A 17,872-nucleotide genomic window follows, 5' to 3' on the forward strand; every position below is an offset into this window, starting at 1 on the left:
CAGCGATATCTATTAGGCAATGCATCATAAACAAAGCGCCTATCAAATGATAGACGCCTTACTTGAAATCTTTAATTATTTCCACTGTCTACTTGACGGGGGGCAGTTCATCCTCTAGGGTCCCTCTTTGTTTTACTAAACACTTGAACTAAGGATAAATCAACATTTTTCAATCCTGTTTCTTCCTCAAGCTCACGAGACGCTGTTTCTTCTAAGGTTTCATTTAATTTAACAAATCCTCCTGGAATCGCCCAACAATTCATATAAGGATGTTCTCCTCGCTTGATCAAAAGCACCTTGATATTTTCATCCTCAATCGCTTTACCATTTTCAACAAAAAATATTACACAATCAGCAGTCAATGAAGGCCTAGTATACTCTTCAATATTATATGCCTCTAGAAAAACTTTTTCATCTTGTGATTTATTTATTTTCTTGCTAGATAATTCAATAAGCTCTTTCTTAGAGTTTTCTGAATAAAAAAGTGGAATTACTCCATTAATGTAGTCTGAACCTCTTTCAGTAAGGTAGATGACCTTGTTTTCTATTTCCATAAGTCCATTTTCAGTAACAAATTTAACTTCCTCACTGAAATGTTTTGAAAATTCAATTCCAAAACGTTTTTCAAAAGCCTCGAAATCCACAAATCCAAAATAAAATGCAACCGAAACCATTTTGGCAATAGATTCTTCAAGAGGCAACCTGTAAATGTCCTGTATTGGAAACTTTCCATCTTCAATTTTTTTACGATAATTCTTAAATAGCTTACTGGCGGCACCTTCGTTATATGCTAGATAATCATATCCAAAAGATTGTGCTCCAAGACCCATACCTACATATGGCATTCCGTTAATTACACGTTTTGTAAGGTAATCACTTGTACCATAATTCCCATCAATTCTACTAAAGGTGTTCTTACCCGGATTTGCTTTATATCCATTCTCATTTAATATCTTATAAGCAAGGCGATACTGGCGAATAATCTTATACAAGGATACTCCACCTGCCTCAGCCTCAATCTTAGTTCCCTTATACCTGTTACGATAAAGTGTAATATACTCTGGACTTAGTTCAATTGCATATCTCAAAGTAGTTTCAAAATCCTCATCAGTCTGGTGCAGAAATCCATACATTAAATCAATATTAAGCTCTGTAAATCCTGCTTTTCTGATACTCACAACTGCTTTTTCATATATGGCAGTAGTACCTTCTCTACCTAATTCATTAAGCAGCTTTTCTGATACGGTCTGAACACCCATACTTATTCTGCGATACCCCATATCATAAATCGCTGAAATTTTTTGGGGCTCCTGCATAGCAATGAGTGGTGTAGTTTCTATGCTGAAAACGATATCTTTCGAAAAATCAAACGAATTACGAAGTGCCTCAGTAATTGTCATCAAATTCTTTTCAGACAACTTACTTGGTGTTCCTCCCCCCATATCGTATCCTACAATCCGTTTACCCTTAAGAAGTTTAGAATACATTTCTATTTCTTTCAACAATAATGATACATATAGATCTTCTGTTTCATCATCTGTGTTTTCCAAAACTACATATTCACAAAAACGACATCTCTGCTTGCAAAATGGTATATGTATATAAAGACTCAGTTCGTCAAACTTATTCAGTTCTTCTTCTATAAACTGAGAAATTTGATTTTCGTCCCTTATTTTGTATTTCATAAAGGATGATGGCGTCAATGGATATGCTGTGTTTGAATAATGATGAAACAAAAGTCCTTTTTCATATATTATTTTAGGGTTCATTTTTATCGGCTCCTTTGCAGATCTTATTTAATATAAATATTAGCTTAATTATACTATTTATACCATAAATTCTATATAAGAACTTAGTTTATGTTTTGTTATATTTGGATAAAAAGTTTTACTCAAGTACAGAGTATTTTGCTATGAACTGGTTTAGAAATTCCCATTATGATTGCATTGGGTGCGCTTGGTAAAAAAATATCAAACCATGCCTTTATGATTTGTGGTTGTTTCGTTGCTGTTTCCTACTACTTTATCCTGGGCTTATCGACCCATCCATGGCAATTAATAGCCGCGCAGCTTCTTCAGGCAACCTTTGTGGCTATCGTCATGGGCAATGGACTAAGCTATTTCGCAAAATTACTACCTCACTCACCAGGACTGTCAACAACTATCTATTCTAACGGATCAAATATTGGAATATTATTCGGAAGTCTTGGATTTGGAATCATTGCACAGTATACTGGCTACAGAAATGTGTATTGGGTATGTCTTACTCTTGTGATTTCTTCTCTACTTATTCTATGGAGAATAAAGCCACATAAAGAAGTGGAAACTATCATTGAACTTACTGTATCCGAGTAGTTACCACTATGTGTTCATTTTCCCAATCTTTCATCTTAAGAATATTTAACATTATTTGTAAAATTGTTAATTGTATTGCTCTAACTGCGGTTTTTAATATTTTTCATCTTCATCCCCAATACGTCCATCTATTCTACATCGAAATCAATAAAGTACTTTCTCTCTGGTGTATGTATCGTGAGGGTTGCTAAATTAATATTGTCCTCTAAAACATCCACTCTGTATTCGAACATGATACCATCATTTTGCTTCTTCATGAATAAGTAACTTCCTTCTTCTTGATCCTCGGCCTCATCACTTATTTCAGCGTAGATTTCTTCGCCACTGACTTCTCCTAGATATCCTGACTTTCCTATCTTTTCATCTATTGCTTTAAAAAACTGTTCCATTTTTTCGCTCTCCTTCTTTTTTCAATACCTATTTCTCTTCAAATCAAGTATATACTATGCTTATAAATAACAGTAGCCTTAATCATTATTAATTAATGATCAGAGCAAAACCTCTCTTATCAATCTCACATGGTTCTAGCAAATCCGCTTCGCTCATAAAATCCCCGGGCCACATGAACAATTTGCGAACAATTTATTTCGCTACTATTATATTAAAATTCATGGATATAGGCAAGAACTTGAATTAAAACAAGTTCTTGCCTATATCTTTCATTTGATAATTGTATATTCCTATATATTAAATTCACCTATCATTTTAGAATGGTCAGAAATACGATTTATTCTAACATCATGGTCATATCTAATATCAACAATTTGTTTTGCTACTACCACTTTCATAATTTTCACCTCTTACACTATATTTTTCGATCCTTATTAATCATAATGTCTTTATGGTTAAGTAGTCTTTAGTAGATAAAAACAAGTGCATCGCATCAATAACTAATAATTATTCTTATAACTTAATATATACCATCTGCCGTAAACTCGCCCTTTCCCTTTAGATAGCTGTCGAAAAATTCAAGGCAGATCTTGTTTATCGTCTTAAGGCAGTATTCGGTGCCTTTAGTAGATTTCTTCCCGTTGAATATTCGCGTGAGTAATGGGCTTGTAAGTGCCAAATCTGTTAGGGTGAAATGCCCAACACCACTCATGTGGACATTAAACGCGGTTGCATTGGTACCGGAAAGCAGAGCATAATTTTCCGCGTATTGTGGCCACTGAGCGAGATTGCTCCATGAGCTATCTGAATACATATTAAGCACAGGCACGGGATATATCTCATCTTTGAAGACGAACTCGCCCTCCTTAACACCCTCAATATCGCACATGAATGGAGATTCCAGCGCAATAACCGCGCTAACATCATCTCTCATTCTACCTATGCCAAGCGCTGCCGAGCCGCCGAGTGAATGTCCCATAACTCCAATTTTTTCTACGTCCACAAGTTTGTATGCTACAACTGCATTATTGTTTTCTGCCTCTGAAAGTATATGATCTATCACAAAATCTATGTCACCAGTACGTATTTTCATCCACTTTTGATAATACTCATAGCTTTTCTGTCTGTCGGATCGTGCGTTCTCGGCGGAGGTTTCCTGCATATACCCCATATCTATACGTGTCGTATGCCCATCTTCGTCTTTAGTGGATAAGCATTGGTAAGTATGGTCGATTGAGCATACAACATAGCCCTGACTTGCCAGTTCATTATAAAGTGATTCATTGCTGGATTTAGTGGAAATTCCACCATGGGAAAAAACTATCAGTGGATAGGTTTTGTCTGCATTTTCGGGATACCACAATTGCACATTTAGCTTTCTGTTTTCTCCCGTATCCGTATATGTTTCAACACGTTTTGTATCAGTGTATGTGTGTGTTATGGTGGCAACTTTATATTCGCCTGTCACCTCCATGGCCTTATGCTGTGGAAATATGATTGCTGGAAGAGTAAACGCTATGATAAGCACCGTCATTCCTATTGCTTTCAAAACAACACGAACTACTTTGTATTCTCTTTTCTCTCCTTTCTTACGAATTAGGGCATTTGCCGCGTTTATTGCAAACAAAAGTAGCAAGGCTGCTAAAGCATAATATCGAGAACTCCAGTCAATTATTGGTAGAATTGTGAATAGTACAAAGCCTTCAAATGCCGCAATTCTACTAATACTTCTTACCTTTTGTTGGTTAGATTTTGTAATAATGCAGAAAACTGCAAACGCGATTTCAGCAACAACTACCATTGAAAATATCAAAGTACCCATGTTCTCATTACCTCCACTTAGATTTTTTCACGTTTAATTTAAAATTAGAATCCGTTTTCCACAAGCCATTTCATAATGCTTTCTTCTCTTTCCTTAATATCGTCATACTGCGCATCGTATTTACGCATCTTCTTCTGCACAGCAATATTTCCATCTACCATATACAATATTCTTTCTGTTTTTGCTGCCACCTTTACATCATGCGTAACGAGCATTATGGTTGTACCGTTTTTATTAATCTCTGCAAGAATTGACATAATCTCCGCTGCAGATTTGGAATCTAATGCTCCGGTGGGTTCGTCTCCAAATATGATATCCGGATCATTTATAAGTGCTCTGCAGATACCAGCTCTCTGTAGCTGTCCACCAGATGCCTGGGTGATATTATTATCTGCAAGCTTTTCAATTCCTGTCATTTTAAGTAGTTTATTTGCTTTTTGACTTACAGCCCTTTTATCCGAATCTTTTGATACAAGAGCAGGAAACATAACATTGTCAATCACTGACAGATTCTTTAAAAGATTAATATCCTGAAAGATAAACCCCATGTTATTAAGCCTAATCTTCGCCAGTTCTTCTTCTTTTAGTAAAGCCATTTCACGGTCTTTAAATTTGACACTACCAGAAGTAACTCTATCCATACTGCTTACATTATATAGTAGTGTTGACTTACCGCTTCCGGATGGTCCCATCACCGATACGAATTCACCTTTTTCTATCGTTAGGTTTACATCCTTTAAGATTTGAAGCTCATTGTCTTTCCATAATTCTACTTTCTTATTAATATTTATTGCTTCTAATATATTACTCATACATATTCCTCCAATGTAAAATATTCAAATCAAATCAAATTTTATTTTCACAGAGTCATCCCAGAATGCCTTTTTTCAGCAGTTCTAACTTCTTAAACCTACAGATATATCATCTTCTACTGTTACATTACAGCACACAGATATAGTAACTCCAACTACTCCAATCAGCGCTAACGGACATAGTAGAAAAGTTTGCCATGCAACATTTACAAATTGAATCCTTGTAGCTCCCATAAAGGACAGTGCCATACTTACAAGAAACTCTCCTAAATAATTAGAAACCAGCACCCCCATTATGATTCCTAGTATCAGTACCATCATAGTTCCTGCCATATATTGATGTTTAATATTCTTAGAAGTGAGTCCCATACTTCGCATGATTGCAATCTGGGACATATCCTTTGACAATAACATCTTAAGGAATAATGCTGTTATAAGTATTATAATTATTACTGAAATTGCGATTGCGCCTATAACAACTATGCCTATCTGATCAATGATATTTCCAAGAGTCTGCCTAGTATATTCTTTGATATCATTTACCTGCGCAGAATCATAGGTATTCTGATAGTAATCCATTTTGCGACTAATATCAACGCCGGTCGCCACATCCATGTTCACAATATACCAAAGAACGGCATCTTCATTTAAACCAAGACTGGTATCTGCCTTTGCTGTTTTCCCACCGTTTGTAATATCTTGATAAATACCACATACCTTCATAGTCTTTTCTGTCCCTGAAGCCTTTACTACTAGTTCATCTCCCACTTTCTTGTTTAATTCGTCTACTGACGCATTTGCATGGGAGATTGAGATTTCTCCCTCACCTATTGGTGCTCTTCCACTTAGATAACTTAATGGGAATACAGAAAAATCTCCGGTTTCTATATTAATATAGTCAAAGGATCCTTTAGCATTTTCCACCTGATAGGAACAGGTGATGTAGCCTGCATACTTTTTAATATCCGAATCATTCTTCAGCTCTTCCTTCACCTTTTTAAAATCTTCTGTGATCGTATCTGTCTTTCGTAAATCGATTCTCATATCACATTTTCCTATCCCCATGTATGTGGAAAATTCTGAAGAATTCATGGTGTTATACATATTTATTGGAAGAATTACAATAACCGCACATACGACAAAAATAGTAATCAGTAACCTGTATAATTTAAAGCGCTTCCATACATCTCTAATTCCCATGTAAATATTAGTGCTGAAAAATTTGTTCTTCCTCAGTGGAAAACTGTATTTTCGGTTCTTTCCACGCTCCATGATGTCTGAACGCAGAGCCTCCACCGCAGAAATCTTATTGACTGCTTTCAGTACTTTCTTGCAGTACATCATAATCATCAAATATACAAATAATGGAGATATAATTGATAATACATATTTAAAGTTTCCTGATAAATCCGAAGATAAATAAAGTCTCATATTACCGTTAAACAGATTTACCACTACAAAAGAAAGCAGATATCCTATTATACCAGCTAACACTGACATGACTCTGTATTTGGTAAGGTATACTTTATTTATATCTTTTTTGGATATTCCCATTGCTTTCATAACACCGATTTCTCTTAAATCTTCATCAATCGTTGCCAGAAATGTAAGTCTGATACAGAGGGCCGCTATGATAATCATCAAAATACTGATAAGTACAATTACCATTGCAACTGCCGCATCTGACATGGCATTAAACACCAAGAATATCTTTGCTCCCACTGTAGGACCGTTTGCTGGAAGACCTGCCACGGTATACGCAGTCAAAGCAGCCTGAGAATCGCCGTTTTCATTCATTTTAAATTCGATAAGATATTCAAGTTCCCCTACATGCTTTTTAAGCATTTCATCATAGTCCGCCTGATTAATAACAAAGCGTTTCGAAGAAGTAAGGGAAGAGTTCATCTCATAATCTCTAGCATAATCTGAAATGACAAACTCTTTCTCATTATCTTCAGTTTTCACCGTAATCGTCTCACCTATTTTTAAGTCATGTTCTTTCATGAAAAAGATGGGAACTGCCACTTCACCTTCCTTTACATCCAACTTTTCATTATCCAAATCTAATATAAAGTCAAATTTCTTATTTTGTACAACAAATGAAATATCCTGCACCGTTCCAGCCATGGTTTTATTTTTTCTAAAATAGATATTACTTCCATCGAAATCCATAAGAACCATAGTCTCCTGCATAGCTATATCATCATGCTGCTCTGTGAATTTATCGATTTCTGCCTGATCATATTTTCCGGAATGCATCTGCGTAATGTCAGCTGGTACTGCACGTTCCTGTAACTGGGACATCGACTGAATCAGATTTGCAATGATATTTGTTGCACTAGCTCCCAAAATAACTGCCATGGTTATAAATACAGACACTGCCACTGTTATGATTTTCTTCCTGCTGAAATCATTCTTTACAATTTTAAAAAACATTATTTATTCTCCTTCCGACTATATGTCTTTGCTTAGAAAGCTCTTACTTTGAAGTGATTGTATTGCCTCCAATCTACTTTCTGCTTCTTTCGGTGTTTCCATTTTACGGATCACCTTTGATTTAAATACAATTAACGCCGTAATTACAAGGCCGAGTCCAGCTAGAATTAGTAAGAATCCGATTCCTCTTGTTTCACCAGTTCCTATGATTTTCCCTACAGTATCTGCAAGAACACCTCCTTCTACCAGGGCCGGATTGAATACATAATCTGCAAGAATACCTGCCAAAACATAAGCAATTACAAATCCCAGCTGTGAAATCAAAGAAATAAGTCCCCATGCTCTACCCTGTTTGTCATTATCAATGGATTTTCTTATTAGAACATCAATACATGTAGTCGCATATGGAAGCGATGCAAAAAATAAAAATCCAGAAATAATAATGACGGTCATGCTTGTGGTTGCACCAAACCCTGCCATAGTAATACCACTCGCGATAAAGCTTGCCCCCATAACATTTACATAGTTTCTCTTTAAGATTCCAGTGCCAATGATGATACTAGACACCATCATACCGCAGGCAACGACGGTCTGCAGAATTCCTGTTGTTTTCTCACTGGTAATGGATAAGATCATCGGTTTTGACAGCACCTGAATAAATCCCATATAAAACATTAAAGCGGAAACAAGTACAATTAACAGCAAGACCCCTTTAGCCTTTAGAATAATCAGCCATCCTTCTTTTAAGTCTTTGAAAAAATTCATTTCTTTCTTAATTTGTGATTTTACCGCAAGAGATTTTCTTACAGAAAAGATTGCAACAACCGTTACAACAAAAGTCAAAATATCAATGATAAGTATCAATTCCATACCATAAATTGCCAGAATTAAACCACCAATAATAGGTGAAATCAAAAACTTGGAACTGGATGCAATTGACATCATTCCACTTGCTTTTGCATAGTCTTTCTCTGTCAGTAAATCTGTAATTGTTGCTTTATATGCCGGATCTAATAAAGATACAAATGCTGAACTAAACCCCACACAAAGGCAGATTTGCCACACATGAATATGTCCTTTATTCATAAGCAGCAGCAGAGCAATCAATCCAAACGATGATACAATATCTCCAAGTAACATGAGCAGTCTTCTATCAAATCGGTCTGCAAGAACCCCCGCAGCCGGACATAATAAAATCGCCGGCAGAAGCGCTGCCATTTCCACCATTGAGACATCCACCGCTGAATGTGTCAGTTGCCACACATACACTCCAAGACCAAAAGCTGTCATTCCAGAACCGATATTAGATATAAGTTCCCCCAGCCAGATAATCAGGAATTTTTTAAATCCATCTTCTTTTTTAAACTCATCCACTATAATTAACCTCCCCCTCTTTGTTTATATAATATTCTCAAACTAAACTCATTCTTTATAATTCTTTCGGTGGCAAAAGTTCACCCTCCAGTTTTAACCTTCACAGAAAGGTTATAAATCTGCTGTTTCCCGAAAGCCCCAACCTCTCTGTTCATCGAATAGCTCAATGCGTTTCGGCTCAATACTTAGTAGGTAGTATATATCCTCTGGCTCAACCAGGCCATGCTCTGAAGGTACTAAAGCTTCCCATTCCTGATTCTCAATTATTCTTCCTGTTCCTCGCACAAATACCCAGCTAAGATCAGTATCTGAGTTTTTAATGACAACTAACGTCACCTCTTCTATATTTTCAAGCAAATCGCTTAAACCACTCCATGTTGGAACACTACATTCTACGATTAACCCACGGACACGGAAGCGCACTAGTAGAGAATAACAACCAATGCCAAGGACTGCATATCTAGTTCCCATGGTTTCAATTATCTGTGGAGTTAGAATATCTGACATAAAAAAACGCCCCCTTACTACACTTTAATAGTATCAAAAGGATTTGTTTATTTCTTCGCCCAAAATAGTGATTTATACAAAAATCATGGGTGAGTTTTCTTATCCCCCGAACGGGGGAGAGGCATTAAATTGAAATTCAAAAAAAACTAATTCGGCACCTTAGTGCCGAATTAGTTTAAATATCAAGTTTACTTGCGCGAATAACTGCCTGGGTTCGGGAATGGACATCAAGCTTGTTAAATATATGTTCAACATGACTTTTAACTGTCTCCTTGGAAATGTAAAGTTCACCACTTATTTGAACGTTGGTAAGACCCGCTACAAGCAGCCTAAGTACATCACATTCACGAGGGGTAAGGGGAATTTTTAATTGCTCTTTCGTTATCTTGTTTTCCACTGTAACATTGTTTGCTGTAGTAGGAAAAATATTTTTAGAAAAGAGATCCAGCATCCTGGCCGCACCTACAGTATTATGCTCCACAGCTAATCTTAACACTGGTATAATAATCGGACCATCAAACAGAGCGTAGCCGGGAGTTGATGAATTGCCCCATCTACTCAGGACTGGGTGTGCAACATCAAAAGTCCTATCCGATTTTCCCTGATTGATAAGCAACCTTGCTTGCAGCAGACGTGCGCTGCCCCCAACATGAGCCATAGGTAATTGGTCTTCTAGTTCCAGAGCCTTTTGCAAAATATCAGAAGCTTCAGTTACCTCACATAATAAAGCAAGCAGCCCCTTTAAGTGTAAAAATAAATATTGCGTCAGTGCAAAGTTATCATCTAACAAAGTTTCAAGCCTTTGCTGCATAATCAGTGCTTCTTCATATCGCCCTAAAAATGCCAAAGAGCGTCCGGCTGCGTGCAAATGAAGCATCATTCTGCTACGACCGGACTTATCGGCACGCTGAATTAAGGTATCTACTGACTTTCCTGCCGAATTCAAATCACCTTTAGCAAGGTAAATAACCGACAACAATAACGGTAAATCATTACCTATATATGAATGTCCACCCAACATCTGACGCAACGCTTCTGCTGACTTTGCCATTACCAGTGCCTCTTCTATCTGACCTCGCCATAGCAAAGGCCAAGTTCCTAGTTCTCGTGCCCTGAGATACCAAGGCGTATCAGATTTAGAAAGAATGCTGACTTCAGCGCAATAACTTTCTGCCAGTTCAAGACAACCTGGCAGACTTGCCAAGGGAGCACTCATGTAAGTGATACCAGTAATGTCCGCCCTTCGATCACCTGTAGCTGAAGGAATGGCAAGACCTTTTCGTATATTTATCCGAGCACCTTCCCAATCACAATCATGTGTACATAGCCAGGCCTGTGAAAGGTAAACAGCCACCTGTCCCATAGGATCCAGTGGCAATTCCAGAGCACGCTTGACATAGGTGGCTACAGCCATTCGATCATTATTCTCATAACTAAGGGTAATCAAAGAAGTAAGGGTACCCCCTTCTCCTATATTATCACATTTACTGACGAAGGCTTCCCTTGACCCATTTAACAGTCTGCGAGCAGCGGTGTAATCGCCATTATGGATTTCACACCGGGCCAATATAACAGTCAAATAAGTGAATTGGTTCCTGGTTTCAACGGGTAGCGCGCCATACCATTTTCGAAAGGTCTCAGACATCCCCTGAAGTAGCAATTGCATACCGGAATTAACCATCAGCTGCGCTGCCTGATCCCACAGGCAAGCGGAAAAATAATGAGATATTGCACGCCCGGGTGTCGTTTGTACTTCAGCGGCTCTTCGGTGTAGTTCTTTGATTTCCCCAGGCATTTCGCGTTCCAACTGTTTGGTTAGCAGCTGAGCAAACAAGGAATGATAACGGTACACAGGCTCATTCTTTATCTCAATTGAAAGCGAAGCAATTGCAAGATTACGATGATATAGCTCCGCCAAAACCTCTGCGGCATCATCATGCCCGGTGACTGCCTGACAGTCTGAGGGTGTCATTTCAGAAAGAATTGAAGTCTGCATGAGAAACCGTTGAATATCTTTCGGTAAATTAAGCAGGATCTCTTCTGATAGAAAGTCCAGAACCTCCCTTTCCGTATGGTTAAATGCTGTCATAAGCTCCGAACGATGCTCTAAGTTACTCATACGTGCCAATGAGCCAGCTAGCAGGCAAAGAACACCTGGCCATCCTTCAGTTCGTTTCTGAAGTATAGCCACTTCATCAACAGTAAGTGCGAGACCTAAGGTATCATTAAGCAGCTTATAGGTTTCATCTTGGTTCAAACTAAAATTCGACCGGCGCAGTTCACCTAATTGCCTTCGGGCAGCTAGACGAGCTAACCTCAGAGGTGGATCATACCTAGTACCTATAACAATATGAAGATTAGTAGGCAATTGATTAAGCAAGTAATCCAGGGCAACATAGACCGCTGATTCCGTAACTGAATGCAGGTCGTCCAGAACTAAAATAAAAGGGTCTGGGATAAAGCGGACAATATCATTAATCAAGATACCAACAGCATGTTTCATTACGGAACCTGACACTTCACCTCCGGAAATTAAAGGCCAAACGGAATTACCACATTCCGGTTGCAGTTGCTGCAATGCAGTGGCCAGCAAACCGATGAAACGAACAGGGTCATTATCTTCAACGCCAGGGTAATCCATGCCAGTGAATATTCTGGTAGCAAAGAAGGAAGAGCAGACAATAAGGTAGTTTTACCATATCCCGCTGGTGCTGAGAGAAGAATAAGAGGAAGCGTCCTGACAAAGCGACATAGTTCTTCTTCAATGGGCAGACGTCTAATAATATCACTGCGAATGAGCGGTGGTTGCAGCTTGGTTGCTACATACCACGTGGGTGTGTTTGTAATATATAAAGACATTTCAACACCGCCTTAATATTATTTTTTAAGGTCAAATAAGTTTATTTTTATATCAAAATAATGATGAAATATTCTATTTTAAGTTAAAATATCTCAATTTACTTATATATAATATGAGTATCTTATGTTATATACCATAAGAATTCTAAAAACAGAAAGAAAATAATTTATGTATAAATCTATTTCTATGTTAGTGAATAACTATCTCACAGGAATATTACCGTATATTTTTTCATTAAGAGAACTGCATTGATCCTCGTCTAGCTCTAGTTTATTATTTTTGTAAAGAATATAAATTACATCATCCCATTGCTTGAATGAACTTATAAGAATTGCCTTTTGTACTGTATATAGAAGCCGTACTTCATTCTTATAAAATTGGGGTTGTTCCATATCATTAAAAAATCTAACTGCATATTCCTTTGAGGCAACTGCTCTACCGATTTCCAAAAGAACATTATCTGTACTAGAATTTACAGTATCTATGATAAGATATGATTGTTAAAAAGTTTCTTTAAGTGTGGTATTTTAAATCTCCCTATGTTCCAAAGTTTTGATTTTTGCTCCTCTAGGTAGAGCTCTCATAACCACCTTTTCCCATGGGGTTCCTATTACTTGGTCCATGACAGCTATTGCTCCACGGTCATCCTTTGTTCTAATTAATCTGCCACAACCTTGTTTTAACTTCAACCCCATTTCAGGGTAATCAACGGTTATAAGTGGATTCATCCCCTCTTCTTCTGCTTCTTTGCGCCTCATTTCAATCAAAGGGTCTAGGGAAGGAAAGGGAAGCTGCCAAACTACAACGAGAGATAAAGACTCCCCGGGCACATCAATTCCCTCCCAAAAGGTAGACCCTACTAATACAGATGTAACTTCCGCACGAAACTTTTGGACAAGGTATCCTCGCTCACCTTTATCCTCCCATAAAACTTCAAAAGGTAGCTCATAACCACTAATTTCTTTTCTTATTTTCCTAACTTCCTTCAAAGAGTTAACAAGTATCAGCGCTCTTCCACCATTTTCTTTCAGCAAACATAGTAATTGTTTAATTTTACGTGAAAATTTGGCACTGTCAGTGTCCTCAACGGATGGCTGGTGTAAATAAACCACCACTTGTTCCTCAATATCAAATGGACTTCCAACCGTTGATATTGATGGATCCTTTAAACCAATAGTCCTCTTAAGATAACCAAAATCCCCCTCATCACTTAAAGTTCCTGAAGTAAACACCACAGGCAATTTTTTGGCAAATAAATGTTTATCTAGCATATTGCTCAAATTCCGAGGAACTACCCAAAAGCTGCCGTCTGCCCTATCTACCCAAGTAATAACCTCTCTACCTTTATTCCTACCAAACCTAGCTAAGGCTGTAATTGATAGTTCTATTTGAATTTCAAAGGTATGTAAAGTGCTTTCCGGTAGCTCGTTTATGTATAGCTCTTCCTCAATTTGTATCTCTAAGAGCAACCGATCTAGTGCCTTATGAAAAGTATCAGCTGCTTTCAGAAGTATATCATCGGTGCGAACAGCCAGACGCTCTGATTGCTCATCATCTATTACCTTTTGATTAAGTTTTTCGAAAAAATTAGAAGTGGCCTGTCCCAAGGCAATTACACTTACAACCAGTGAAGTTCTTGCTCCCTGGGTTTCCTCTAGAGAAAGGATAATATTATCAATATCCTCTTTGTGAATTTGTCTTCCAGCACCCATGGCTGCCGGCAGTATGACTTTATGGCCTTCATCAAAAATCACCATCGAGTAATCTGGAAGCATAGGCATTTTGCCGTCTGCAATTCTTTCATCCCTTGTCCACAGGTCCTGAAAAAAGATACTATGATCAGCGATAATTAAATCCTTGGAAGATCTGTAATGCTCCCTTACCTTAACAAGCTTGCAATAGCCTCTTCTGGTACAGGCATCACAGGGCATAGTCTCATCCCATCCAATCTGTCTCCATACACTATCGGATATATGCGGCATTTCTGAGCGTTCACCTTTTGTAGTCCTGGCTAACCATTGATTAATCTCATCAGAGGTTGTTGCATCGCCAAGCACTCCTCCTAATCCACTAACTCTCTCATCACAAACATACTGACGAGGATACTTTGCCATTGGCGCATCTATTTCTAATCCCAGTATTCGGGAAAGTGTTTGAATATCTCCCTTTGGCCCTGCCAGCTGTTCCTGAAGTGCTGTTGAGGCACATGCAATTACTACAGGTTTTCCGCTAAAACCAGCGTAGGCAATTGCAGTGAGTAAGTAGGCGAAGGTCTTTCCGGTACCGACCTCAGCCTCAGCCAGATGAACTTTTTTATTACAAACTGCATCAGCAAGCTGAAACGCAGTATATATTTGTTCATCACGTATCTCATATCCGTGTTCCGGAAGAATATCGTAAAAAACATCGCCAATCCAATCCATCAACTTACTTGGAAACTCTTTTTTGGTTTTATAATCAAAGATGGTTCCTATTTTCTTATACAAAATTTTATCCTCCTGTTAACATATGGAATACCATAGAAAATATTATTTGAAAAATCACTGTCAGTTATGTACATGCACATAGTTTTTCTTTATGTACTAAACATAAACACCCTTACATTCTAATCTTTTCAATAAGTATTATAACATTAACAATGGAGAAAAAAATTACATCTTTTAATAATTCTAATTTAGATTACACAGAATCTAGTATTTCATAAACAAGAAATAAAGTATTTACTACTAATACTCTGCGATAATAGAAATGCGCATTGAATACACAATCAGATAAAATCGCATAAAAAAAATAACAACTTTCGCTGTTTTTATTGCACTTATGATAGTAGGCGGATATATACTTACTTTCACCTCAAAGTCGACCCAATACAATATAATAAATTTATCGTTATGAGTCCCTATCTAACTCTCGTAATGATCCTGATGCTTGTTAGTTATCCGCGTTTTGGAACATTATCAATGATTAATCTCGTGTTTGGTTTACTTAGGGTTATATTCAATCCCTGGATGACACTTGCAATTATAATATCTGGAGTGTTGGCAGATTTCACACTGCTTCTACCATTAGCAACAAAAACTATTCCAGTACTTCTACTAACATCCACAATCTGAGCATATGCTTTTTCATCATATATGAAATTAATAAATATCATTATATGACTTCCAGGTAGAAGTGAATCCATTGAATCTAAAGATGATGCATTTTCAGTAATAGTTAACTAGAATCCAGTGTGTTTATAAAAATTCCATCAGTATCATATCCGTGAGAATTATTTTCATTAGTTGGTTTCCAAATATGATTTGCATAAGTAAGTGCAGATGAAACCACTTGCAGTAAATAACGTACAATTTTCCTAACCCCTGCTGCTAAAAAACCAATTAATAATTGGTTGCATGTCAGGAACTCCATGAATGCCACTTCTAGCTCATACTCCAGTAATATAAGATTTGATTATTCTGTTGAAATGTAACTTCTGTATATTGTTCACATGTTGTCCAAAAACGAGAAGCCAATCATGGTCAACTTCCCACGGACGGACGCCATTTGACTTAAGGCTTTCTGCTGTAACCCCATCTGCTATATCACAATCTTCACAATATATGAGATTCACTTTTTCGGGTTTGGTTAGTTTAATTGTATATTATTCAAAATCAATTTTTTTAACCCTAAAATCACATTTGTCAGTTGTTTGATAATAATAATCTCCATCATATGACATAATATAGATACTTTTATCATCCACTCCAAAATTAGAAGAAGAAAATGACGACACTTTACCAGTACTTTCATCATAAACAGTCGTACTTAGAGCACCTTGTTGAAATATAATGTAGCTATTAATTTTTTGTATAAATGCAGTACCGACGTCACCAATCTTTTTAAATTCCATTGTTTGAGAATTAAACCGATAAGTAGTATTATCTTTTGAATAAACAAATGGTTTTGCTAATGCACATATAGGTGCCGTATGTTCTACCTTACCCATAACTTCATGATTTCTGGCACGAATACTTGTATATAATGTGTAACCATGGTTGTTAAAAGGTTTTTCTCCAATGATTGTATGTTTATTATTAATGTCTAATTTTATGATTTTATCGGTAGTTACCACAAAAATATAATTATCTTGCGTAAAGACAAAGTCATTGTCATTTCCACTTGATGGATAGGTGTAAATGAGCGAATTATCTTCATATACATTGTTATTGTTATCGTAATCAGTTTTGATGCAGTAAACTTTGTTGCTTTCTCCGGAATAATAATATAATTGAGTGCCAACAAAAGGTAGAATTTTTTCATCACTTAAAATTCCACTTTTCAAGTCTAATTTTGCGACATATACATGAGCTTCGCCCAAGTTATTATTTTCATATTCAACTATAGCTTTTCCATCTTTTAGAGTGTCAGGAATTAAATATAAATATTTACCATCAATGACGTTATAGATTTTGCCAGTTTCTATATTAATTTTCTTAATGCCCTGGTTATAAGTAGTGTAGTAATAAGCATAGTTATCATAGATCAAATATAATTCTGCAAAGCGCAGGTCCTCTGATTGAGATATGATCTTTTTATCATTACCGTTTAAGTCTGTACTAAAAAATGAGTCTGTACTATCAGAGGGGTCAAAGAGGTACACGTAAATTCTATCGTTATAGAAAAGATACCAATTATCTACATTCTTTTCAACTGCATTCATATCTGGACGAGCAATAAAGTCTAATGTTTCTTGTTCGGTCTTGTTTTCAAAATTCAAACCACATCCATATGTTGATAACGTTATAGCACAAATTAAAAACATAAAAAAGATTTTTTTCATACCCTCTTCACTCCCCCTCAATCATAAATTATCTACATTGACATAATGAAATTATACCCTTATTACTAGAATTAATTAAAAAAATCTCACTTACTTGTGTTACGGTTCACCATTAATTATCCTAAACTTTATTTAATATTTAATATTTAAGTGATTTTTTGTGACTACATTAACTTCTCATTACTAGCCTAATTAGAAGTTTAAATCTTTACAGCAACATCATTATGCCCAGTTTATTAACAACACAAATTAGTTTTATAAATCTATCCAGTATCGTTCAACAACACAATTCCCATCTTTCATTACTACTTCATTTTCTTTTTTTCCACCTTGTGCTAATATAGTTTTCTGAGAAGCAAAATTATCATTATCACAAGTTAGCAAAATGTAGTGCGTCAAAATATAGCTTTATGAAACTGCATTCCTAAGTCAAATTATAACTATAATACTAATTATTATCTAGTGGTTATTTGCTTTTTTACTAAGCAGATTATT

15 protein-coding genes are annotated in these 17,872 nt (G+C 36.6%); 1 reads left to right on the plus strand and 14 read right to left on the minus strand.

Annotated features, from left to right (window positions below; all coding sequences use genetic code 11):
• Positions 1–107 precede the first annotated feature (107 nt).
• Positions 108–1,769 (minus strand): radical SAM protein, encoded by a 1,662-nt coding sequence (locus KPL55_RS23695; RefSeq protein ID WP_216309230.1) that lies wholly within the window; start codon positions 1,767–1,769, stop codon positions 108–110.
• Between the two features lie 168 nt (positions 1,770–1,937).
• Here KPL55_RS23695 and KPL55_RS23700 point away from each other — a divergent pair, with 168 nt between their 5' ends.
• A complete protein-coding gene (locus KPL55_RS23700) occupies positions 1,938–2,354 on the plus strand; it encodes an MFS transporter (protein WP_216309231.1) in 417 nt (138 codons plus the stop codon).
• A gap of 128 nt (positions 2,355–2,482) precedes the next feature.
• Here KPL55_RS23700 and KPL55_RS23705 read toward each other — a convergent pair whose 3' ends face one another.
• From KPL55_RS23705 to KPL55_RS26460, 13 genes are all read right to left on the minus strand, one after another.
• Positions 2,483–2,743 (minus strand): hypothetical protein, encoded by a 261-nt coding sequence (locus KPL55_RS23705; RefSeq protein ID WP_216309232.1) that lies wholly within the window; start codon positions 2,741–2,743, stop codon positions 2,483–2,485.
• A gap of 521 nt (positions 2,744–3,264) precedes the next feature.
• Positions 3,265–4,566: an alpha/beta hydrolase family protein gene (locus KPL55_RS23710; RefSeq protein ID WP_216309233.1), complete on the minus strand. Its 1,302-nt coding sequence runs from the start codon at positions 4,564–4,566 to the stop codon at positions 3,265–3,267.
• A gap of 44 nt (positions 4,567–4,610) precedes the next feature.
• Positions 4,611–5,378, minus strand: coding sequence for an ABC transporter ATP-binding protein (locus KPL55_RS23715; RefSeq protein ID WP_216309234.1), 768 nt, complete (start codon positions 5,376–5,378; stop codon positions 4,611–4,613).
• An 84-nt stretch (positions 5,379–5,462) separates the two neighbouring features.
• Entirely contained in the window at positions 5,463–7,763 is a 2,301-nt protein-coding gene (locus KPL55_RS26170) for an ABC transporter permease (RefSeq protein ID WP_216309235.1), read from the minus strand.
• A 69-nt stretch (positions 7,764–7,832) separates the two neighbouring features.
• Positions 7,833–9,188, minus strand: coding sequence for an MFS transporter (locus KPL55_RS23725; protein WP_216309236.1), 1,356 nt, complete (start codon positions 9,186–9,188; stop codon positions 7,833–7,835).
• Between the two features lie 111 nt (positions 9,189–9,299).
• Positions 9,300–9,611 carry a hypothetical protein gene (locus KPL55_RS23730; RefSeq protein WP_216309237.1) on the minus strand — a complete coding sequence of 104 codons (312 nt, stop codon included), beginning with the start codon at positions 9,609–9,611 and terminating at the stop codon, positions 9,300–9,302.
• Positions 9,612–9,870: 259 nt separating this feature from the next.
• Positions 9,871–12,336: a winged helix-turn-helix domain-containing protein gene (locus KPL55_RS26175; RefSeq protein ID WP_246599796.1), complete on the minus strand. Its 2,466-nt coding sequence runs from the start codon at positions 12,334–12,336 to the stop codon at positions 9,871–9,873.
• A gap of 419 nt (positions 12,337–12,755) precedes the next feature.
• A complete protein-coding gene (locus KPL55_RS23740; RefSeq protein WP_216309238.1) occupies positions 12,756–13,004 on the minus strand; it encodes a hypothetical protein in 249 nt (82 codons plus the stop codon).
• A gap of 78 nt (positions 13,005–13,082) precedes the next feature.
• A complete protein-coding gene (locus KPL55_RS23745) occupies positions 13,083–15,041 on the minus strand; it encodes an ATP-dependent DNA helicase (protein WP_246599797.1) in 1,959 nt (652 codons plus the stop codon).
• 449 nt (positions 15,042–15,490) lie between these two features.
• On the minus strand, positions 15,491–15,739 hold the full coding sequence (locus KPL55_RS23750; RefSeq protein WP_216309239.1) for a hypothetical protein: 249 nt from the start codon (positions 15,737–15,739) through the stop codon (positions 15,491–15,493).
• A gap of 32 nt (positions 15,740–15,771) precedes the next feature.
• Positions 15,772–15,966 carry a hypothetical protein gene (locus KPL55_RS23755; RefSeq protein ID WP_216309240.1) on the minus strand — a complete coding sequence of 65 codons (195 nt, stop codon included), beginning with the start codon at positions 15,964–15,966 and terminating at the stop codon, positions 15,772–15,774.
• Positions 15,967–16,198: 232 nt separating this feature from the next.
• Positions 16,199–17,377: a hypothetical protein gene (locus KPL55_RS23760; protein ID WP_216309241.1), complete on the minus strand. Its 1,179-nt coding sequence runs from the start codon at positions 17,375–17,377 to the stop codon at positions 16,199–16,201.
• Positions 17,378–17,632: 255 nt separating this feature from the next.
• On the minus strand, positions 17,633–17,761 hold the full coding sequence (locus KPL55_RS26460; RefSeq protein ID WP_281418906.1) for a hypothetical protein: 129 nt from the start codon (positions 17,759–17,761) through the stop codon (positions 17,633–17,635).
• Positions 17,762–17,872 lie beyond the last annotated feature (111 nt).

It is taken from the genome of Clostridium lacusfryxellense (genome assembly GCF_018861735.1).
GTDB lineage: Bacteria > Bacillota > Clostridia > Clostridiales > Clostridiaceae > Clostridium_AD > Clostridium_AD lacusfryxellense.